We start from the raw sequence: 20,505 nt of genomic DNA, 5'->3' as shown, positions 1-20,505 counted from the left end.
ACTCAGTTTTTGCGGCCGCCTGTGTTTGCTCAAATGCGCCGAGTAACCCATAGCCAGCATTATTTATCAGGACATCAATGCCGCCAAAATGGTCACATGCTGCAGCGATGGTTTCGGCTATTTGAGCGCCATTGGTTACGTCCAGCGGCAAAATCAAAAGATGCTGATTTTCAGTGCCAAGTTTTGATTTCAACAAGTCAGTATCCCGCGCTGTGGCAACGACATTGTAGCCTGCGCTGAGTGAATCACACCGGGTTTTATGGAGGCCATTCCGTTTAAGTCAGGCCGCCACGGCCTGACCTGTGTGTTGCTGGTAGAAGTTTGCCTCAGCTTCTGCCGGCGGTATATGTCCAATCGATCCCAGAAGGCGCTGATGATTGAACCAGTGAACCCATTTCAGGGTGGCTATTTCTACTGCTTCGCGACTCCGCCATGATTGCCGGTGTATCAGTTCCGCCTTGTACAATCCGTTGATGGTCTCAGCCAAAGCGTTGTCGTAGCTGTCTCCTTTGCTACCAACAGAGGGCTCTACTCCGGCCTCCGCGAGACGCTCTGTGTAGCGGATGGAGACGTATTGACTGCCACGGTCACTATGGTGGATCAGATTATCTGATCGTCCTGGCTGCCTTGCATACAGCGCCTGCTCCAGCGCATCCAGCACGAACTCAGTCTTCATGTTGTTGCTGACGCGCCAGCCAACGATTCTGCGTGCAAAGACATCTATCACGAAGGCCACGTACAGCCAGCCCTGCCACGTTGAAACGTAGGTAAAGTCTGAGACCCACAGCTCGTTTGGGCGACTGGCATGGAATTGGCGATTGACCTTGTCGAGCGGGCATACAAGCTTCCCATCAGGCACCGTAGTACGGATTATCTGGCCGCGGCGAACACCCTGTAACCCAAGCCGGCGCATCAACCTTTGCACTGTGCAACGCGCGACGTTGATACGCTCTCGATGTAGCTGCTTCCACACCTTCACGACGCCATAACACTGCATGTTGTCATCCCAGACGCGTTGGATCTCACTACTCAGCAGCTCGTCTTGTCTGGCCCGCATGCTGCGTAGCGCTGGCTGGCGAGCTCGAGCTGCATGCCGGTAGTAACCGGACGGAGCAATCTGCACCACTCGGCAGATCGACTCGACTCCGTAACGGTCACGATATTCGTCGACGAAGCCGTTCAGGGTTTGTTGCGGCGGTCGAGCTCCGCCTGGGCAAAATAAGCACTGGCCAGGCGGAGGATCTCGTTCGCTTTACGCAGCTCACGATTCTCGCGCTCCAGGGCCTTGATGCGGTCCCGCTCCTCAGTCGTCTGACCGGGTCGCTGGCCGTTGTCGGTCTGGTGCTTGCGCACCCAGCCATGCAGCGTCTGTGGGACACAGCCAATTTTGGGTGCAATGGACTCGATGGCTGCCCACTCGGATGGGTAGTCCTTCAAGTTCTCCAGAACCATGCGCACAGCACGTTCACGGACTTCAGGGGAGTAGCTATTGGATTTCTTCATGCCTCATTCTCTCAAGAGTTGAGGCCTCCACGAAACCCGGTGTGATTCAACTGGGGCTGGGTTGCTGTCAGTCAGTGGTCTGGCGTTGGGTAGGCTTGGTAGTGGGGATTGCTCCAACATGCTGCCCAGAAAACCACGGGTCAGGGCTTCAAGCTCCTGCCTCGCTTGCTCGAGCGACGCGTCTGTTGGGGCGCGGCGCAGATGAATTTGAAGAGTGCTCTCGACGGCTGAGGTCAAGCGCTCGTTTAGGAGCGTGGCTATGATCGCGGAGGTGGTCGGCAGGGTGAGCGAAAATCCTCGGCTAGCCAGGATTGGATGCTTGTCTTTGAGTGTGCATGACGCGAGCTCAAGGGTGTAGAGCCCGGACTCCAGCTGTCGGCTGACAAAAGCTGAATAGCGGGGCTTGGGCCAGCTCAGTGATGTGAGAGTGCTGTGAATGCGGTATGCCGCGAGCGAGCCGGGCAGGTCGGGCGGGATGTCGGCAACATGAGCGCCACCGTCTGGTCTGGCATTACGAAGGTACTCATGCAGCGCGAGCGCGTTGAATGTGGCGGGGTGCTGCAAGGCGGCGTCGGGGGTGTGCTGTTCCAGATGGCTTATAGCGGCGAATGCGTAGACGGCGGCGTCTTGGGCTTTTTCTTGCTCTGATGTGCCGAGGGGCCAGTCAAGGCGGTGAAAGCGAAGGCCCAGTGCTGACTGGAGGGCGTCACTGGGTGTAATCGACAAAATCAGTTCACCGCCGGGCTTGACGCTATAAAGGGTGGTCTGTTTGGCGCTAGCTTCTGCCAGTTTCTGTTTGGCTGCAGTCAGGTCTTGCTTGCCGAGGTGGCTGGGCTCGGGAAGAGCTCCCCAAGGGTTGGCTGCGTTATCCAGTGTGCGTTTAAGCCAAGCTTTAGCCTGCTCGAGCCGTTCGCGTACCAGTTCTGGCGTAACCAGAGTGTCGCCTGGTTTGAGGATCAGGGAGAGCTCGGCGTCGAGCAGTTGGGCGAGGGTGCGTGCGAGGGATGCGTCGCGCCCGAGAGTCCAGCGAACCTGAGCGGGCAAGCGTGGCTCGCTGCTCAGGTGTGCCGGCAAAGTGAGGTAATACTGAAACACCCCGTTGGGCGAGGTGGTAAGATGTTGCTGTTTGCGTGAGTTGGACATGGTGGAGCGCCTCTTTTAAGTCCCAGATGGACTTTGTGCGATCTACCAAACCCTTCCTTCGCTGAAACCCGCGTTCTAGACGGGTTTCTTGTCAAATTGGTGGAGCCGGGGGGATTTGAACCCCCGTCCGCCAGTCCTCCGCTATCGGTTCTACATGCTTAGCCATCTCTACTTAGTTAACTCCGCGCCGCCCGAGTGGCAGGGTGCTTGGAGCGAGCTGTATAAGTTTTAGCCGTTACGTCTACAGCAAACTTGGCGGCGATCCTGTTCTATCTGTCGGTCAACTTCGGGTTTACAGGCATCCCCTAGTGACCGCTAGCCGGCTTAAGCGGCTAGTGCGTAGTTGTCGTCGTTGGCAACTATAAATGTGCAGCAGCGAATTTACGAGATCTGCTACCAACTCGGCATGCCCCTCAAGTTTTGTAACCGTCGTCGAATCCAAATCGGCCCCAAATCTTGCTGGTGTGTTACTGAGACGGGATTGTACGCTAAAGGTTCCGTGCGGAACAGGGCGGGGTGCAGACAAAAAAATACCCTGACGGATCAGGGCATAGGGCGTTACATGCTTTAAACCATAGACAGGTCGGTGGAGCGACCGGCCTGTCATAAGCTGTGACTGGCTGGTGTGGGCTTGGTTCCGCCGCTGCGCAAAAAAAATCAGCGATTATTTTCGCGCACGACCCGTTGCTTCTCGCGATCCCAGTCGCGCTCTTTCAGGCTTTGACGTTTGTCGAAGTCTTTCTTGCCGCGTACCAGGGCGATTTCGCATTTGACCAGATGGCCTTTCCAGTACAGCGCCAGGGGCACGCAGGCGAAGCCTTTGGCCTGGACGCCGGCGATCAGCTTGTCGAGCTCACGGGCGTGCAGCAGCAGCTTGCGGGTGCGAGTCGGGTCTGCAATCACGTGGGTGCTGGCGGTTTTCAGCGGGGTGATGTGGGCACCGAGCAGAAAGGCTTCGTTGTTCTTGAGCATGATGTAGCTGTCGACCAGTTGCACCTTGCCCTCGCGCAGGCTTTTGACTTCCCAGCCTGTCAGGGCGATGCCGGCTTCAAAGCGCTGTTCGATGAAATAGTCATGTTTGGCCTTTTTGTTCAGGGCAATGGTGCCGCTGTTGGCCGCAGGTTTCTTTGGTTTGCTCATGGGCGGCGATTATACCTGTATTTGTGGCGGTATAGCGTGGAGTTTTCGTGGTACTGGCCTACCCTTGCCTTTCGTCGAGGATGTCGACTGGCTCTTGTAGGGGTTGATCAAAATCTGGACAATGCGTTCCTTTTTTTCAGGGCAAACCGGGAACGGTCATGAGCAAAGACGCTGTCTCTATTCACGGGATCTGGGCGAGTCGCTGGGTCTTTATTCTTGCGGCTACCGGCTCTGCCGTAGGCCTCGGCAATATCTGGAAGTTCCCGTACATGACCGGCATGTATGGCGGCGGCGCCTTTGTGCTGGTCTATCTGGTGTGTATTGCGCTGATCGGTTTGCCGGTGATGCTGGCTGAAACGTTGTTGGGCCGCCGCGGTCGGCAGAGCCCGGTCAATACGCTCAGTACGCTGGCGCGTTGCTCGGGTGCTTCCGAGCGCTGGTCGTGGGCGGCGGTTATGGGGATGGTTGGCGCGTTGCTGATTCTGTCCTTTTACAGTGTGGTGGCCGGCTGGGCGCTCGATTACATCGTCGGCATGGTGCGCGGCGAGTTCAGTGGCATTGATGGCGCCGGGGCCGGGCAGCGCTTTGACGGGCTGACCGGCGACCCGGTGCGCCTGACCATCTGGCATTCGCTGTTTATGTTGCTGACGGCCTGGGTGATTGCCCGTGGGGTGGTGGCGGGGCTGGAGCGCACGCTGCGCATTCTGATGCCTTTGCTGTTTGTGCTGCTGCTGGCGCTGCTGGGCTACAGCATGACCACCGGGCACTTTATGGAAGGTGTGCGCTTCCTCTTTGATTTTGATCTGGCCAAAGTACCGGACGGCATTCTTGCTGCCATGGGGCACGCCTTCTTTACCCTGAGTGTGGGTGTCGGCTCGATCATGGTGTTTGGTGCCTACATGCCGCGCAAGGCGTCTATTGGCTCGACGGTGCTGACGGTCGGTCTGCTGGATACCGTGGTGGCGTTGACTGCGGGTATGGCGCTGTTTCCGGTGGTGTTCGCGGCCGGCCTGCAGCCCAATGAGGGGCCGGGGTTGATGTTTGTCACCCTGCCTATCGCTTTTGGCAACATTGCCGGTGGCAATATCTTCGGCGTGGTGTTCTTCCTGCTGGTCACCGTGGCGGCCTGGAGTTCGGCAATCTCGATGCTGGAGCCGGCGGTTGCCTTCTTCGTTGAGCGCACTGGCCGCAGCCGCGGCCAGGTGACGTCGATTATCGCGCTGCTGTGCTGGGTGGTTGGCCTGGGCACGGTGCTGTCGTTCAACCTGCTGGCCGATGCGCGCTTCTTTGTGACCGATGCCGAGGGTTGGCACCTGTTCCGCTGGACCAGCGAGGGCGGGATGACCTTCTTTGAGTCCATCGACTATCTAACCAGTCGTCTTATGCTGCCGCTGGGCGGTCTGCTGTTTGTGCTCTTTGCCGGCTGGGTACTGGACCGTGATGTGTTTCGTGATGAGCTGGCACTGCGGCATCAGCGCCTGTTCTCGGTGGTCTATTCGCTGTTACGCTATGTTGCCCCTGCGGGCATTCTGATCATTCTCGTAACTGAACTGACCAAGTGATAACGGCATGACGCATATTCAGCGCTCGGCTTTGCTGCCTTACCCGGCGAGCCATCTGTACGAGCTGGTAAACCGGGTTGAGCATTACCCGGAATTTCTGCCCTGGTGTTCCGGGGCGAGCATTCTCAGTGAAACCGAGCATGAAATGTGCGCGCGGCTGGAGATTGCCAAGGCGGGCGTCAGTCAGTCCTTCACCACGCGCAATGCGCTGGTCCCAGGCGAGCGTATCGCGCTGCAGCTGGTCGATGGGCCGTTCAGTGACTTTCGTGGTGTCTGGGAGTTTAAGGCGCTGAGTGATTCGGCCTGCAAGATTACCCTGGACCTGCACTTTGAATACGCCGGGGCGCTGGTCAAGGCGACCCTGGGGCCCCTGTTCAATCAGGCAGCCAATGCGATGGTGGATGCTTTTTGTCAGCGTGCCAAGGAGACCTGGCGTGGCTGACAAGAGCATTGTGGTGGAGGTGGCCTACGCGCTGCCGTACAAGCAGAAGATCCTGTCGCTGACGGTACCGCAGGGGACCAGCATGCGAGCGGCGGTGCGGCTGTCCGGTATTGAACAGCACTTCCCCGAAGTGGATCCGGAAAGCTGCCCGCTGGGAGTTTTCGGCAAGGCGGTACCGAAGCCGGACGAGCGGGTGCTGGAGGCTGGTGAGCGGGTGGAGATTTATCGTCCGCTGATTGCAGATCCGAAAGAAGTGCGCAAGCAGCGTGCTGCCAAGGCCAAGGCTGCCAAGGCGGAAGAGTAGCGGGGAGGTGCTGGCGCCGTGCAGTGCAGGGCGCCGGAAGGTAGAAAGGCGAGGTTACTCGCCAGTGCCGAGCGGGGCGCCCAGATCTACCGGATAGGTCTCGACGTCGCTGCCGCTCATGATCTCTTCGTCTGCGCTCTTGCCCGGCATGAAGTCGCCGGCCAGGCCAACCAGACGGTTGTCTTCAAAGGTCAGGCTGATGCGCTCCTGTACCCGATCATTGTGACCGGATTCCATGCTGTACAGGTAATCCCAGCGGTTGGGATGGAAGGTGTCCTGAATCAGCGGCGTGCCCATGATGAAGCGAACCTGGCGGGTAGTCATACCCGGCCGCAGCTGATCAACCATCTCTTGGGTGACGACGTTGCCCTGCTGAATGTCGATTTTGTAAATGCCCGGGATAATGCCGCAACCGGAAAGCAGGGTGATAGATGCACTGCATAGCAGTATGCAAAGGTTTCGATTAAAGCTTTTTCGCGTCACGTGCTAACATCCGCTATCGTGGAATGGCTGAAAAGGCCGATCATACCCGACTCATCCCGCCCTGCGAAGCGCTGAACGAGAATACTAGCCATGCTTGAAAATCAAGAACTCCGCAAAGCCGGCCTCAAGGTCACCCTGCCCCGGGTCAAGATCCTGCAGATGCTGGACGGCTCGACTGAGCGCCACATGAGCGCAGAGGACGTATACAAGGCACTGATGGAGGCAGGCGAAGATGTTGGCCTGGCCACTGTTTACCGTGTGCTGACCCAATTCGAAGCCGCCGGCCTGGTGGTGCGTCATAACTTTGATGGCGGCCATGCCGTATTCGAGCTGGCAGACGGCGAGCACCATGACCATATGGTGTGTGTCGACTCGGGCGAGGTCGTTGAGTTCTTTGATGCAGAGATTGAGCGTCGCCAGCGCGAGATCGTCAAGGAGCACGGCTTTGAGCTGGTAGATCATAATCTGGTGCTGTACGTGCGCAAGCCGCAAAAATAAGTGCAATCACCGCACAAAAAACCGGGCCTGGCGCCCGGTTTTTTGTGTCTGCACCAAGGTCAGTCTGCGGTAGTGCTCAGCAGCTTGCGGGCGTGGGCCAGCGATTCGTCGGTCAGGTCAATGCCGCCCAGCATGCGGGCGACTTCCTGAATGCGGGCCTCGGTGTCCAGCTGGTCGATGCAGGTGCGAGTGCTGTTGCGGGTCTGCTGTTTGCGTACGAACAGGTGTTGATGCCCCTGTGCTGCAACCTGCGGCAGGTGGGTCACTGTCAGTACCTGCCCTCGGGCGCCGAGCTGGCGCAGCAGTTGGCCGACAATTTCCGCCGTCGGCCCGCCGATACCCACATCGACCTCATCAAATACCAACGTCGGTACGCGTGAGGTTTGCGCGGTAATCACCTGAATGCCGAGACTGATGCGTGACAGTTCGCCGCCGGACGCGACCTTGGCCAGCGGCTTGGCGGGTTGGCCGGGATTGGCGCTGACCAGAAATTCGACATTTTCCAGACCGGTGACCGGGTAGCTGTCTGCATCCAGCGGTGTCAGCTGCAGCTCGATGCGACCGCCCGGCATGCCAAGGCGCTGAATTTCCTGGGTAACTGCCTTGGCCAGCTTGCTGGCACCTTTGCTGCGCTGAGCTGATAACTTCTCGCTGAGTTGACGATAGTGCGCCTGATAGGCGGTCAGTTCCCCCTGCAGTCGCTCGGCGTCGGCGGCTTGCTGCTGCTGGCCTTCGAGTTCATCAATCAGCTGCTGCTGCAAAACCGGTAGCTCGGCCGGCTGGATGCGATGCTTGCGGGCCAGCTCGAAGATGGCGCTCAGGCGCTCTTCAACATATTGTTGGCGCTCCGGGTCGGCCTCAAAGTGATCCAGGTAGCGGGTCAGCTCGCCCACGGCTTCTTCAATCTGAATCTGGGCGCTGGCAATCAGGTCGCTGGCTTCGCCCAGTTGGCTGCTGTGATTCTTGAAACCGTCAAGACGCTGCAGGCTGGCGGTCAGGGCTTGGAGCACGCTACCGGCATCGTTCTCGCTGCAGATGTTGATGACCTGTTGGCAGGAGTGCAGGATCTGGTCGGCGCTGGCCAGTTGGCGCTGTTCGTTTTCCAGCGCTTCCAGTTCGCCATCCTGCAGGCTGAGGTTGTCCAGTTCGTCCAGCTGATAGGTCAGCAGCTGCTGACGTGCGCTCTGCTCTTCGCTCTGGCGGCTGGCCTGCAGCAGAGCCTTCTCGGTCTGGCGGCAGCGCTGTGCGGCGAGCTGTACCTGGCGAGCCAGCTCGCCGGCGCCGGCGTATTCGTCCAGCAGGCGGCGGTGGGTATCGGTTTTCAGCAGCGATTGGTGTTCGTGCTGACTGTGAATGTCGATCAGCATTTCACCGAGGGCGCGCAGGTCTTGCTGGGGGCAGGGGGAGCCGTTGATGTAACCGCGTGAGCGACCTTCTGCGGTGATGACGCGGCGCAGGATGACCTGCTCGTCGTCTTGCGTCAGATCACGCTCGTCCAGCCACTGGCGTGCCTCCGGGATATCGCTGATGTCGAAGGTGGCGAGGATGTCGGCTTTGTCGCTGCCCGGGCGCACGGCCCCGCTGTCGGCGCGGTCGCCGAGGGTCAGCGCCAGTGCATCGAGCATGATCGATTTGCCGGCGCCGGTTTCCCCGGTGATCACACTCATGCCGCCGCCCAGATCTAGCTCCAGGTTGTCGACGATGGCGTAGTTGTTGACCGCGAGATGGACCAGCATGGCGCGTGCTCCTGTTTGGTTTTCTGGTTATTTATACAGTAGTTTTCCCGGCGCCTACAAGCCCCCTCAATCTGTCTTTTGATCTCCCCTTGAAGGTTGTGGGAATGGCCCCATATAGGTTGCCAGGCAATGCCAGCGACGCTGGCGGATCATCATTGACAGGCTGTGAGCCCAGCGCCGCAGCGCCATAACCCTATGACAGGAGAAAGACATGGCAGAGGAACAGAGACCGGATCTGCAGGATCAGGACGCGGCTACCGAGGCAGCCGTTGAAACGCCTGAGGGCGATCTTGCGGCGCGCGTGGCAAGTCTGGAAGAACAGCTTGCTGCCGCTCAGGATCAGGCTCTGCGGGCCGTCGCCGATGTGCAAAACGCCCGCCGTCGTGCCGAGCAGGATGTAGAAAAGGCGCACAAGTTTGCGCTCGAGCGCTTTGCCAATGACCTGCTGCCGATCGTCGACAGCCTGGAGCGTGGCTTGGAGCTGTCCAATGCCGACGATGAAGCCATCAAGCCGATGCGCGAAGGGATTGAGCTGACCCTGAAGATGTTCGCCGACACCCTGGCCCGTTTCCAGGTGGTGCCGGTTGTACCCGAGGGTGAGCCCTTCAACCCGGAGCTGCATCAGGCGATGGCGATGGAAGAGAGCGCTGCCGTTGAAGCCAATACCGTGCTCAAGGTGTTCCAGAAGGGTTACACCCTGAGCGGTCGCCTGCTGCGCCCGGCAATGGTTGTGGTGAGCAAGGCTCCGGCCGCCGGCACTCAGTCGATTGACGAGCAGGCTTGAAATTGATTTTGCAGACCCCATCAAGGGTTCATGCACAGATAAACAGCGCCGCTGACTGAACGCGGTAGCCAGATTCGGAGAGAAGCATATGGGCAAGATTATCGGTATCGACCTGGGGACCACCAACTCCTGTGTCGCCATTTTGGAAAACGGTTCCGCCAAGGTGATCGAGAACGCCGAGGGTGCGCGCACCACGCCGTCCATCGTCGCCTACACCAACGACGGCGAAACCCTGGTTGGTCAGTCTGCCAAGCGTCAGGCGGTCACCAACCCGCAGAACACGCTGTACGCGGTCAAGCGTTTGATCGGTCGTCGTTTTGAAGAAGACGTCGTACAGAAAGACATCAAGCTGGTGCCTTACAAGATCGTCAAAGCCGACAACGGCGACGCCTGGGTTCAGGTCAATGACGAGAAGATGGCGCCGCCGCAGGTGTCGGCCGAAGTGCTGAAAAAGATGAAGAAGACCGCCGAAGACTACCTCGGCGAGCCGGTTACTGAAGCGGTTATCACCGTACCGGCCTACTTCAACGACAGCCAGCGTCAGGCCACCAAGGACGCCGGTCGTATCGCCGGTCTGGAAGTCAAGCGCATCATCAACGAGCCGACCGCCGCTGCTCTGGCCTACGGTATGGACAAGGCGCGTGGCGACTCCACCGTTGTCGTATACGACCTGGGTGGCGGTACCTTCGACGTGTCCGTGATCGAAATTGCCGAAGTAGATGGCGAGCACCAGTTTGAAGTGCTGGCCACCAATGGCGACACCTTCCTGGGTGGTGAAGATTTCGACATGCGTCTGATCGACTACCTGGCAGACGAGTTCAAGAAAGAGAACGGCGTTGATCTGCACAACGATCCGCTGGCTCTGCAGCGTCTGAAAGAAGCTGCTGAAAAGGCCAAGATCGAGCTGTCTTCCAGCCAGCAAACTGACGTTAACCTGCCGTATATCACGGCAGATGCGTCCGGTCCGAAGCACCTGAACGTCAAGGTGACTCGCGCCAAGCTGGAGTCGCTGGTTGAGGATCTGATCAAACGCAGCATCGAGCCCTGCCGCATCGCGATGCAGGATGCTGGCCTGGACGTGTCCGAGATCAACGAAGTGATTCTGGTGGGTGGTCAGACCCGCATGCCGCTGGTACAGAAGACGGTTGCCGAGTTCTTCAACAAAGAGCCGCGCAAGGACGTTAACCCGGATGAGGCGGTTGCCATTGGTGCCTCCATCCAGGGTGCGGTTCTGGCGGGTGACGTGAAAGACGTGCTGCTGCTGGATGTGACCCCGCTGTCGCTGGGTATCGAAACCATGGGTGGCGTGATGACTGCGCTGATCGAGAAAAACACCACCATCCCGACCAAAAAGTCGCAGGTGTTCTCGACTGCTGACGACAACCAGACTGCCGTGACCATTCACGTGCTGCAGGGTGAGCGCAAGCAGGCGTCGCAGAATAAGTCGCTGGGCCGCTTTGACCTGGCCGACATTCCGCCGGCGCAGCGTGGCGTGCCGCAGATCGAAGTCAGCTTCGACATCGATGCCAACGGTATTCTGAACGTGTCCGCCAAGGACAAAGCGACTGGCAAAGAGCAGTCCATCGTGATCAAGGCGTCCTCCGGTCTGTCGGATGACGAAATCGACAAGATGGTGCGTGACGCCGAGGCTAACGCCGAAGAGGATCGCAAGTTCGAAGAGCTGGTGACCGTGCGTAACCAAGCCGATCAGCTGGTCCATGCGACTCGCAAGACGCTGACCGAGGCAGGCGACAAGGCGACCGACGAAGAGAAGGCGGCCATTGAAACCGCGCTGAGCGATCTGGAAGCGGCGATCAAGACCGGTGACAAGGAAGAGATCGAAGCCAAGATCAACGCTCTGTCCGAAGCCTCTGGTCCGCTGGTTCAGAAGATGTACGCCGAGCAGGCTCAGGCCGGTCAGGCTGATGGCGCAGCGGCAGATGCGGAGTCTGGCAACGATGCAGACGACGTGGTTGATGCCGAGTTCGAAGAGGTCAAGGACAACAAGTAAGTCCTTGATGAACCGGGCCGGGCGGTGCGTTGAACGTGCCGCCTGACCACTCTGCCTGGCAACGCGGGAGCTTCTCCCGCGTTGCCGTTTGTGCCGAGTGACTCTCTGAGGGAAATCGAACACATGTCCAAGCGTGATTATTATGAAGTGCTGGGGGTCGAGAAGGGCGCCAGCGAGGCCGACCTGAAAAAGGCCTATCGCCGTTTGGCGATGAAGTTTCACCCTGACCGCAACCCGGATGACGAAAAGGCCGAAGAGAAGTTCAAGGAGGCCACCGAGGCCTACGAAGTGCTGACCGATGCCAACAAGCGTGCGGCCTATGATCAGTACGGTCATGCCGGTGTCGATCCGAATATGGGCGCCGGCGGTGGCGGCTTTGGTGGCGGTAACTTCTCCGACATCTTTGGTGACGTCTTTGGTGACATCTTTGGTGGCGGCGGACGCGGCGGTCGGTCCAGTGTGCAGCGCGGCAGTGACCTGCGTTACACCCTGGAGCTGGATCTTGAGGAGGCGGTACGTGGCACCTCGGTGACCATTCGCGTGCCAACGCTGGTTGCCTGTGAAACCTGTGATGGCAGCGGCGCCAAGAAGGGCACTACGCCGGTTACCTGTACCACCTGTGGTGGGCATGGCCAGGTGCGTATGCAGCAAGGTTTTTTCTCTGTGCAGCAGACCTGTCCGCGCTGCCACGGCACCGGCAAGATGATTACCGACCCGTGCAACGACTGCCATGGTGAAGGCCGCGTAGAGAAGCAGAAAAACCTCTCGGTCAAGGTGCCTGCCGGTGTCGATACCGGTGACCGCATTCGCCTGGCTGGTGAGGGTGAGGCGGGCGTCAATGGTGGTCCGGCGGGCGATCTGTACGTCGTGGTCTCGGTGCGCGAGCACAAGATTTTCCAGCGCGATGGCAAAAACCTTTACTGCGAAGTGCCGATCAGCTTTGTCGATGCTGCCCTGGGTGGCGAGTTGGAGGTGCCGACGCTGGATGGCCGCGTCAAGCTGAAGATTCCGGAAGGGGCGCAGACTGGCAAGCTGTTCCGCCTGCGTGGCAAGGGCGTGACGCCCGTGCGTGGTGGTTCGCCTGGCGATCTGCTGTGCCGCGTTGTGGTCGAGACGCCGGTCAATCTGACCAAGCGTCAGCGCGAGTTGCTGGAAGAGTTGCGCCAGACCCTTGAGGCAGAGGGCTCCAGTCAGTCGCCGCGCGCCAAGAGCTGGTTTGATGGCGTGAAAAACTTCTTCGAAGACATGAAATTCTGAGTCAGGAGCGCAGCATGAGACGTATTGCGGTAATAGGCGCAGCCGGGCGCATGGGCAAGACCCTGATCGAGGCGATTGGCCAGGTTGAAGGCGCTGCGCTGACCGCAGCGATTGAGCGCCCCGATAGCTCCCTTGTGGGTGCTGATGCGGGGGAGCTGGCCGGCGTCGGGCGCCTGGGGGTGGCGATCAGTGGCGACCTGAAGCAGGTGGTTGACGACTTTGATGTGCTGATCGACTTCACTCATCCGACCACCACGCTGGTCAATCTGCAAGTCTGCCGCGCGGCGGGCAAGTCGATGGTGATTGGCACGACGGGGTTCTCTGAGCAGGAGAAGGCGCTGCTTGCTGAGGCGGCCAAGGATGTGTCTATCGTCTTTGCGCCCAACTTCAGTGTTGGCGTGAATCTCTGTCTCAAGCTGCTGGATATGGCAGCCCGGGTGATGGGGGATGACGCTGATATCGAGGTGATTGAAGCGCACCATCGTCACAAGGTCGATGCGCCCTCTGGCACCGCTTTGCGTATGGGGGAGGTCGTGGCTGATGCGCTGGGTCGTGACTTGGCAAAAGTGGCTGTGTATGGCCGTGAAGGGCAAACCGGTGCGCGCGACCCGCAGACCATCGGCTTTGCTACCGTGCGTGCTGGCGATGTAGTGGGCGACCATACGGTGCTCTTTGCGACTGAGGGCGAGCGTGTGGAGATTACCCACAAGGCCTCCAGTCGCATGACCTTTGCCAAGGGCGCGGTGCGGTCTGCCATGTGGCTGGCTGGTCGTGACCGGGGGTTGTTTGATATGCAGGATGTGCTGGGCTTGAAGGACTGAGATCGTCCATCCAGTGCAGAAAAAAGGCACCGCGAGCGCAAGCTGCGGTGCCTTTTTTGTTGCCCCTGGCGTTACGGAGTGCCGGCGTTGGCCTCGGCGAGGTTGGCCTTCTCGCGGGACAGCTCGTCTAGGGTTTGGGTGTTTTTGCTCAGATAGAACGCGGCAATGGTGGGTACCCAGTCGGCGTGATGATTGATCAGTCGCGGCTGGATGAAGCTGTATTGCTTGTCGAGCTGCTCGAAGGTTGCCTCGTGCTCTGGCAGTAGTCGCTTCAGTTCGCCGGAGCCGGCATGGATGCGTGCGTCCAGCTCATCAAAGATGCCTTCCTTGCTTGGCAGGAAGTAGACGCCGACCGAGCTGAACATGTTGTTCTGGTACAGCAGCAGAATGCGGTGGGTTTCGATGCTCTGGCGGTGCAGGGCGAGCAGATCTTCCGACGCGTCTGCGGCCTCGGTGTTGTAGAGCTCGGCGGCGGCGTTTTCCAGCTTGCCATGGGCCATCATGATCCGGTTGACGGTGGCAAGGCTGTAATGGGCCTGGTCTTCAGGCATGTTTTCGAGTTCGCGGATCAGGGCTACGAGGTCGTTGTACAGGGGGCGCAGGTCGCCAGGATTGTTCATCTGGCGCAGCAGGGCGTCCATACGGCGCAGGGAGGTGTTGTAGATTTCCCGGTTGCCTGGTTCGCGTACGCGCTCGTACAGGTTGTTGTCGATCAGCAGGTAAGTGCCCGCTTCGAAGCCTTCGCTGCGGAATTCATGCAGGGCCTGCAGGCGGAGCGGGTCGGCATGGGCCAGCGCGGCGATGAGTAGCAACGGCAGCACAAGGATGCGTTTCAAGTGCATTTGCATGTTAGGTGTCCCCGAGTCCTGTGTTGTTCTTGTTGTGTTGTCCAGGCGCTCAAGGGCGCTCTGGTGACGGTCTTTGCCGTCTGTTCTGGGCTCCTGCCCGGCGGTTAGCAAGTCGTGTTGTAACACAGACGAGTCGGATAATGAAGATGTGCGACTGACGCGCCGCCGGGTGGCGGGAAGGGCCACGGCAGTGGATATTTCACCCTTGAGTCGTTAAACTATTGCGCTAATCTGTCTATTCAGCGCGTATCTGACAATGCCTTTGCGAGCGGGATGTTGTGTTCACCACTTCATTCCCGCTTTTGTGCAGCCCGCGTTTAGTGAAATGTGTCAGTTCTTTCGGAGGTTTTCTTGTCCAAGCCAGCCATTCTCGCACTCGCCGACGGCAGCATTTTTCGCGGTGAGTCCATCGGCGCCGACGGTTCCAGTGTTGGCGAGGTCGTGTTCAACACGGCCATGACCGGTTACCAGGAGATCCTCACCGATCCCTCCTATGCGCGTCAAATCGTGACGTTGACTTATCCCCACATCGGTAACACCGGTGTCACTCCCGAAGATATCGAATCCGACGCGGTTCAGGCTGCCGGTCTGGTTATTCGTGATCTGCCGTTGCTCGCCAGCAACTGGCGCTGCAAGCAGACCCTGGATGACTACCTGCGTGAGAACGGCATTGTCGCCATTGCTGGTATCGACACCCGCCGTCTGACGCGCATTCTGCGTGAAAAGGGTTCTCAGAACGGCTGTCTGCTGGCCGGTGATGATATCTCTGAAGAGAAAGCGCTGGAGCTGGCGCGCGGCTTCCCGGGCCTGAAAGGCATGGACCTGGCGAAGGAAGTCTCGGTCAAGGAGAGCTATGAGTGGCGCTCCAGTGTCTGGAACCTGGAAACTGACAGCCACCCCGAGCTGAGCGATGCTGAGCTGCCGCACCATGTTGTCGCCTTCGACTACGGTGTGAAGTACAACATTCTGCGCATGCTGGTTGCGCGCGGTTGCCGTCTGACTGTTGTGCCCGCGCAAACGCCGGCCGCCGACGTGCTGGCCCTGAATCCGGATGGCGTGTTCCTGTCCAATGGCCCGGGCGACCCGGAGCCTTGTGACTACGCCATTGCTGCGATCAAGGAAATTCTGGAAACGGACATCCCGGTATTCGGTATCTGCCTCGGTCACCAACTGCTGGCACTGGCCTCCGGTGCCAAAACCGTCAAGATGGGTCATGGTCACCATGGCGCCAACCATCCTGTTCAGGATCTGGATACCGGTGTGGTGATGATCACCAGTCAGAACCACGGCTTTGCGGTTGACGAGACCAGCCTGCCGGCCAACCTGCGGCCGACCCACAAGTCGCTGTTTGACGGCACCCTGCAAGGTATCGAGCGCACCGACAAGGCGGCCTTCAGCTTCCAGGGCCACCCCGAGGCGAGCCCGGGTCCGCACGATGTGGCACCGCTGTTCGACCGTTTCATCGACGCCATGAAAAAGCGCGCCTGAACCCCGGTACACCTAGGATTTGTAAACGACTATGCCAAAACGTACAGACATTAAAAGCATTCTGATCCTCGGCGCCGGCCCTATCGTCATCGGTCAGGCCTGCGAGTTCGACTACTCCGGTGCTCAGGCCTGCAAGGCCCTGAAGGAAGAAGGTTTCCGCGTCATTCTGGTCAACTCTAACCCGGCGACCATCATGACTGACCCGGCCATGGCCGACGCCACCTACATCGAGCCGATCAAGTGGCAGACGGTTGCCAAGATCATCGAGAAAGAACGCCCGGACGCGCTGCTGCCGACCATGGGCGGTCAGACCGCGCTGAACTGCGCACTGGATCTGGAGAAGCACGGCGTACTGGAGCAGTACGGCGTGGAAATGATTGGTGCCAACGCCGACACCATCGACAAGGCCGAAGACCGTTCGCGCTTTGACAAGGCGATGAAGGCCATTGGTCTGGAGTGCCCTCGCTCCGGTATCGCACATACCATGGCTGAGGCCTACGGTGTGCTGGAGCAGGTCGGCTTTCCGTGCATCATCCGTCCGTCGTTCACCATGGGTGGTACTGGCGGTGGTATCGCTTACAACCGTGAAGAGTTCGAGGAGATCTGCAACCGTGGTCTGGACCTGTCGCCGACCAACGAGCTGCTGATCGACGAGTCCCTGATCGGCTGGAAAGAGTACGAGATGGAAGTGGTCCGCGATAAGAAGGACAACTGCATCATCGTTTGCTCGATCGAAAACTTCGACCCGATGGGTGTTCACACCGGTGACTCCATTACTGTCGCGCCGGCCCAGACTCTGACCGACAAGGAATACCAGATCATGCGTAACGCCTCGCTGGCGGTGCTGCGTGAGATTGGTGTTGAGACTGGCGGCTCGAACGTGCAGTTCGGTATCTGCCCGGACACCGGTCGCATGGTCGTGATCGAGATGAACCCGCGGGTATCGCGTTCCTCTGCCCTGGCTTCCAAGGCCACCGGTTTCCCGATCGCCAAGATCGCGGCCAAGCTGGCTGTCGGCTACACCCTGGACGAGCTGCAGAACGACATCACCGGTGGTCGTACGCCGGCGTCCTTCGAGCCGTCCATCGATTACGTGGTTACCAAGATTCCACGTTTCGCGTTTGAGAAATTCCCCAACGCCGATGCGCGCCTGACTACCCAGATGAAGTCGGTCGGTGAAGTGATGGCGATCGGTCGCACCTTCCAGGAGTCCGTGCAGAAAGCGCTGCGCGGCCTGGAGGTGGGCGTCTGCGGTTTCGACCCCAAGGTCGATCCGGCTGCCGACGACGTAATGACCGAGCTGACCCGCGAGCTGACCGTCCCGGGTGCGGATCGCATCTGGTACGTGGCTGACGCGTTCCGCGCCGGCATGACCCTGCAGCAGGTGTTTGATCTGACCAAGATCGATACCTGGTTCCTGGTTCAGATCGAGGACCTGGTCAAGGAAGAAGAGCGGGTCAAGACGCTGGGGCTGGCCGACATCGACTACAGCCTGATGTTCCGCCTCAAGCGCAAGGGCTTCTCCGACCTGCGTCTGTCGCAGCTGCTGGCGGTGAGCGAAAAGAGCCTGCGTCGTCACCGTCACAAGCTGAACGTACTGCCGGTGTACAAGCGCGTTGATACCTGTGCGGCCGAGTTCGCCACCGATACCGCCTACATGTACTCGACCTATGAAGAAGAGTGCGAGTCCAATCCGTCCAGCCGTGACAAGATCATGGTGCTGGGTGGTGGGCCGAACCGTATTGGTCAGGGCATCGAGTTTGACTACTGCTGTGTTCACGCTGCACTGGCGATGCGTGAAGATGGTTACGAAACCATCATGGTCAACTGCAACCCGGAAACCGTTTCCACCGACTATGACACCTCGGATCGTCTGTATTTCGAGCCGGTGACCCTGGAAGACGTGCTGGAAATCGTTCGCGTCGAACAGCCCAAGGGTGTGATCGTGCAGTACGGTGGTCAGACGCCGCTCAAACTGGCGCGTGCGCTGGAAGAGGCCGGCGTGCCGATTATCGGTACCAGCCCCGAGGCGATTGACCGCGCCGAAGACCGTGAGCGCTTCCAGCAGATGGTTGAGCGCCTGGCACTGCGTCAGCCGCCGAATGCGACTGCGCGTAGCGAAGACGAGGCTCTCGCACTGTCCAAGCGCATCGGTTATCCGCTGGTGGTGCGTCCGTCCTACGTACTGGGCGGGCGGGCGATGGAAATCGTCTATCAGGAAGAAGAACTCAAGCGCTACATGCGCGAGGCGGTCAAGGTGTCCAACGACAGCCCCGTGCTGCTGGATCACTTCCTGAACTGCGCCATCGAAGTGGATATTGACGCGGTCTCTGACGGCAAGGATGTGGTGATCGGGGCGATCATGCAGCACATCGAACAGGCTGGCGTGCACTCTGGCGACTCGGCGTGCTCGCTGCCGCCGTATTCGCTGCCGGCGAACATCCAGGACGATATTCGCGAGCAGGTGCGCAAGATGGCACTGGAGCTGGGCGTGGTCGGCCTGATGAACGTGCAGATGGCGGTGCAGGGCGAGGACATCTACGTGATCGAGGTCAACCCGCGCGCCTCCCGTACCGTGCCGTTCGTATCCAAGTGCATCGGTCAGTCGCTGGCCAAGATTGCTGCCCGCGTGATGGCCGGCAAGACGCTGCAGGAACTGGGCTTCACTGAAGAGGTGGTGCCGCCGTACTTCAGCGTTAAGGAAGCGGTGTTCCCGTTCGCCAAGTTCCCCGGCGTAGACCCGATCCTCGGCCCTGAAATGAAGTCCACCGGTGAGGTAATGGGTGTGGGTGACAGCTTCGGTGAGGCGTTTGCCAAGTCCCAGCTGGGTTCTGGTGAAGTGCTGCCGACCAGCGGCACCGTGTTCATCAGTGTGCGTGAAGACGACAAGCCGCTGGTGGTCGATGTTGCCCGCGATCTGATCGACCTGGGTTTTGAAGTGGTTGCGACCGCCGGCACTGCCAAGGTGCTGGAAGCGGCCAACCTGCCGGTACGTCGCGTGAACAAGGTGACCGAAGGGCGTCCGCATATTGTCGACATGATCAAGAACGACGAGATTGATCTGGTGATCAACACCACCGAAGGTCGCCAGTCGATTGCTGACTCCTACTCCATCCGTCGCAACGCGTTGCAGCACAAGGTCTACTCCACCACCACGCTGGCCGGTGGCGAGGCTGTCTGCACTGCACTGAAATTTGGTCCGGAGCGCGCAGTACGCCGCCTCCAGGATCTGCACAAAGGTATCTGATTCATGAAGTACCCAATGACCAAGCAGGGCGCAGAAGCCCTCGAAGTCGAACTGAAGCACCTGAAGACCGAACTGCGTCCGCAGATCACCCAGGCGATCGCCGAAGCGCGCGAGTTGGGGGATCTCAAGGAAAATGCCGAATACCACGCTGCCCGCGAGCAACAGGGGATGGTGGAGGCGCGCATTCGCGATATCGAAGGCCGCCTGTCCAATGCGCAGGTGATCGACGTGACCAGTATTGCCCATACCGGCAAGGTCATTTTTGGCACTACCGTGACCATCGCCAACGTCGATACTGACGAGGAAGTGGTGTATCAGATCGTCGGTGATGACGAGGCTGACATCAAGCAGCGCAAGCTGTCGGTCAACTCGCCCATCGCCCGCGCCTTGATTGGCAAGGAAGAAGGCGAAATCGTGGCGGTGAAAACGCCCGGCGGTGTCGTCGAGTACGAAATCGTCGAGGTCCAGCACCTGTGACGGAGCAGGCTGCCAGCACGGGTGGTCCGGCGCGGCAAAGCGCCGGACGCATTGCCTGGCAGCTGCTGCTGACGCTCTGGGTGGGTGCGGTGTGGAGTTTGCACTTCATTCTGCTGCCCGGCCTGCGGCATATGGGGCTGGCGCCCCTGCTGGTCGACGAGGCAGCGTCGGTGCTGCGCCCATCGGTCATGTTGATTGCACTGGTTGCCGGTGCGCTGCAGTTGCTTCAGTTGGGACTGCGGCTTGCTGGATGGCGCGATCTGCGGGTACAGATGCTGGTGCTGGTATTGCTGGCGGCAGGTGCGTTTTTTGGCTTTAGTCTGCAGCCGAACCCGTTGTACGGGATCTTCTGCTATCTGGTGGTTGCCTTCGCTGGCCTGGTGCTGGCGGTCCAGCCCCGCCCGGACGAGGTGCGGGGCTGATGCGCTGCCGGCTCAGAACCCCTGAAAACGCTTGAGGTTGGACAGGTTGGGGTTGGGCTTTTTGGCCCGGCGCAGCAAGATAGCCATCTTGCCGATGACCTGAACCAGCTCGGCGCCACTTTGCTGGCAAGCCTCGTTGATCAGGGCCTGCTTGGCGTCACGGTCACTGACGGTGACGCGAATCTTGATCAGTTCGTGATCGTTCAGCGCACGGTCCAGTTCGGCCAGTACGCCTTCGCTGATACCCTGTTCACTGATAATGACGATCGGCTTCAAATGATGGCCGATGCGCTTGAGATCTTTTTTCTGTGCGGAGCTGAGCGCCATAATGTTCCGTAT

The 20,505-nt window shown here is 59.4% G+C and carries 19 protein-coding genes, 1 other RNA gene, 1 pseudogene and 1 other annotated feature; of the genes and pseudogenes, 12 read left to right on the top strand and 9 right to left on the bottom strand.

Annotated features, from left to right (window positions below; all coding sequences use genetic code 11):
- The 5 genes from CNQ84_RS17575 to smpB form a co-directional block, all read right to left on the bottom strand.
- Positions 1-196 (bottom strand): SDR family NAD(P)-dependent oxidoreductase (locus tag CNQ84_RS17575; RefSeq protein ID WP_133065918.1); only part of this gene is annotated, 196 nt, incomplete at its 3' end.
- A gap of 84 nt (positions 197-280) precedes the next feature.
- A protein-coding gene (locus CNQ84_RS17570; protein ID WP_096006128.1) for an IS3 family transposase occupies positions 281-1,503 on the bottom strand; the annotation gives its coding sequence in 2 pieces (ribosomal slippage) (positions 281-1,218 and positions 1,218-1,503; 1,224 coding nt in all).
- Positions 1,109-1,225 (bottom strand) — a sequence feature (AL1L pseudoknot). (Overlaps the previous gene by 117 nt.)
- Positions 1,504-1,506: 3 nt before the next feature.
- A complete protein-coding gene (locus tag CNQ84_RS17565) occupies positions 1,507-2,646 on the bottom strand; it encodes a hypothetical protein (RefSeq protein WP_096006127.1) in 1,140 nt (379 codons plus the stop codon).
- Between the two features lie 97 nt (positions 2,647-2,743).
- Positions 2,744-3,097: a transfer-messenger RNA gene (ssrA, locus tag CNQ84_RS17560) on the bottom strand.
- Between the two features lie 206 nt (positions 3,098-3,303).
- Positions 3,304-3,786, bottom strand: a complete 483-nt coding sequence (smpB, locus tag CNQ84_RS17555) for an SsrA-binding protein SmpB (protein ID WP_096006126.1) — start codon at positions 3,784-3,786, stop codon at positions 3,304-3,306.
- Between the two features lie 158 nt (positions 3,787-3,944).
- Here smpB and CNQ84_RS17550 point away from each other — a divergent pair, with 158 nt between their 5' ends.
- Genes CNQ84_RS17550 through CNQ84_RS17540 form a run of 3 tightly spaced genes read left to right on the top strand, consistent with a single transcriptional unit; the run spans position 3,945 to position 6,094 of the window.
- Positions 3,945-5,348 (top strand): sodium-dependent transporter, encoded by a 1,404-nt coding sequence (locus tag CNQ84_RS17550; RefSeq protein ID WP_096006125.1) that lies wholly within the window; start codon positions 3,945-3,947, stop codon positions 5,346-5,348.
- Between the two features lie 7 nt (positions 5,349-5,355).
- The gene (locus CNQ84_RS17545; RefSeq protein ID WP_096006124.1) at positions 5,356-5,790 is read left to right on the top strand and encodes a type II toxin-antitoxin system RatA family toxin; all 435 of its coding nucleotides are present in this window, start codon (positions 5,356-5,358) and stop codon (positions 5,788-5,790) included.
- Positions 5,783-6,094 (top strand): RnfH family protein, encoded by a 312-nt coding sequence (locus CNQ84_RS17540; protein ID WP_096006123.1) that lies wholly within the window; start codon positions 5,783-5,785, stop codon positions 6,092-6,094. Before CNQ84_RS17545 ends, CNQ84_RS17540 begins: the two co-directional genes overlap by 8 nt.
- 96 nt (positions 6,095-6,190) lie before the next feature.
- Here the strand turns inward: CNQ84_RS17540 and CNQ84_RS17535 are convergent.
- Positions 6,191-6,544 (bottom strand): annotated as a pseudogene (locus CNQ84_RS17535) (outer membrane protein assembly factor BamE); the annotation flags it as partial.
- A 123-nt stretch (positions 6,545-6,667) separates the two neighbouring features.
- Between CNQ84_RS17535 and fur the strand changes: the two are divergent.
- On the top strand, positions 6,668-7,075 hold the full coding sequence (fur, locus tag CNQ84_RS17530; protein WP_083726892.1) for a ferric iron uptake transcriptional regulator: 408 nt from the start codon (positions 6,668-6,670) through the stop codon (positions 7,073-7,075).
- A gap of 59 nt (positions 7,076-7,134) precedes the next feature.
- Here fur and recN read toward each other — a convergent pair whose 3' ends face one another.
- The gene (recN, locus tag CNQ84_RS17525) at positions 7,135-8,811 is read right to left on the bottom strand and encodes a DNA repair protein RecN (protein WP_096006122.1); all 1,677 of its coding nucleotides are present in this window, start codon (positions 8,809-8,811) and stop codon (positions 7,135-7,137) included.
- A 211-nt stretch (positions 8,812-9,022) separates the two neighbouring features.
- Here recN and grpE point away from each other — a divergent pair, with 211 nt between their 5' ends.
- From grpE to dapB, 4 genes are all read left to right on the top strand, one after another.
- Positions 9,023-9,595 (top strand): nucleotide exchange factor GrpE, encoded by a 573-nt coding sequence (gene grpE, locus CNQ84_RS17520; protein WP_083726888.1) that lies wholly within the window; start codon positions 9,023-9,025, stop codon positions 9,593-9,595.
- Positions 9,596-9,683: 88 nt separating this feature from the next.
- Entirely contained in the window at positions 9,684-11,606 is a 1,923-nt protein-coding gene (gene dnaK, locus CNQ84_RS17515) for a molecular chaperone DnaK (protein ID WP_096006121.1), read from the top strand.
- 123 nt (positions 11,607-11,729) lie between these two features.
- A complete protein-coding gene (gene dnaJ / locus CNQ84_RS17510) occupies positions 11,730-12,863 on the top strand; it encodes a molecular chaperone DnaJ (protein ID WP_096006120.1) in 1,134 nt (377 codons plus the stop codon).
- A gap of 14 nt (positions 12,864-12,877) precedes the next feature.
- Positions 12,878-13,684, top strand: coding sequence for a 4-hydroxy-tetrahydrodipicolinate reductase (gene dapB, locus CNQ84_RS17505; RefSeq protein ID WP_096006119.1), 807 nt, complete (start codon positions 12,878-12,880; stop codon positions 13,682-13,684).
- 71 nt (positions 13,685-13,755) lie between these two features.
- Here dapB and CNQ84_RS17500 read toward each other — a convergent pair whose 3' ends face one another.
- Positions 13,756-14,532 (bottom strand): hypothetical protein, encoded by a 777-nt coding sequence (locus CNQ84_RS17500; protein ID WP_096006118.1) that lies wholly within the window; start codon positions 14,530-14,532, stop codon positions 13,756-13,758.
- 351 nt (positions 14,533-14,883) lie between these two features.
- On the opposite strand from CNQ84_RS17500, the gene carA reads away from it, so the two are divergent.
- From carA to CNQ84_RS17480, 4 genes are read left to right on the top strand one after another with little or no spacing between them, the layout of a single operon-like run.
- Entirely contained in the window at positions 14,884-16,020 is a 1,137-nt protein-coding gene (carA, locus tag CNQ84_RS17495) for a glutamine-hydrolyzing carbamoyl-phosphate synthase small subunit (protein ID WP_096006117.1), read from the top strand.
- Between the two features lie 31 nt (positions 16,021-16,051).
- On the top strand, positions 16,052-19,267 hold the full coding sequence (carB, locus tag CNQ84_RS17490) for a carbamoyl-phosphate synthase large subunit (protein ID WP_096006116.1): 3,216 nt from the start codon (positions 16,052-16,054) through the stop codon (positions 19,265-19,267).
- A 3-nt stretch (positions 19,268-19,270) separates the two neighbouring features.
- Complete coding sequence (greA, locus tag CNQ84_RS17485; RefSeq protein ID WP_096006115.1) at positions 19,271-19,744, top strand: transcription elongation factor GreA; 474 nt, start codon at positions 19,271-19,273, stop codon at positions 19,742-19,744.
- On the top strand, positions 19,741-20,166 hold the full coding sequence (locus CNQ84_RS17480; protein ID WP_096006114.1) for a DUF4149 domain-containing protein: 426 nt from the start codon (positions 19,741-19,743) through the stop codon (positions 20,164-20,166). Before greA ends, CNQ84_RS17480 begins: the two co-directional genes overlap by 4 nt.
- A gap of 12 nt (positions 20,167-20,178) precedes the next feature.
- Here the strand turns inward: CNQ84_RS17480 and yhbY are convergent, their stop codons facing one another.
- Positions 20,179-20,493, bottom strand: coding sequence for a ribosome assembly RNA-binding protein YhbY (yhbY, locus tag CNQ84_RS17475; RefSeq protein WP_096006113.1), 315 nt, complete (start codon positions 20,491-20,493; stop codon positions 20,179-20,181).
- Positions 20,494-20,505: the final 12 nt, after the last annotated feature.

The organism is Pseudomonas abyssi (assembly GCF_002307495.1).
In the GTDB taxonomy this organism is placed as follows: Bacteria; Pseudomonadota; Gammaproteobacteria; order Pseudomonadales; family Pseudomonadaceae; genus Halopseudomonas; species Halopseudomonas abyssi.
Note: the sequence above shows the minus strand (reverse complement) of the source record. Positions and strands in the feature narration are given on the sequence as shown.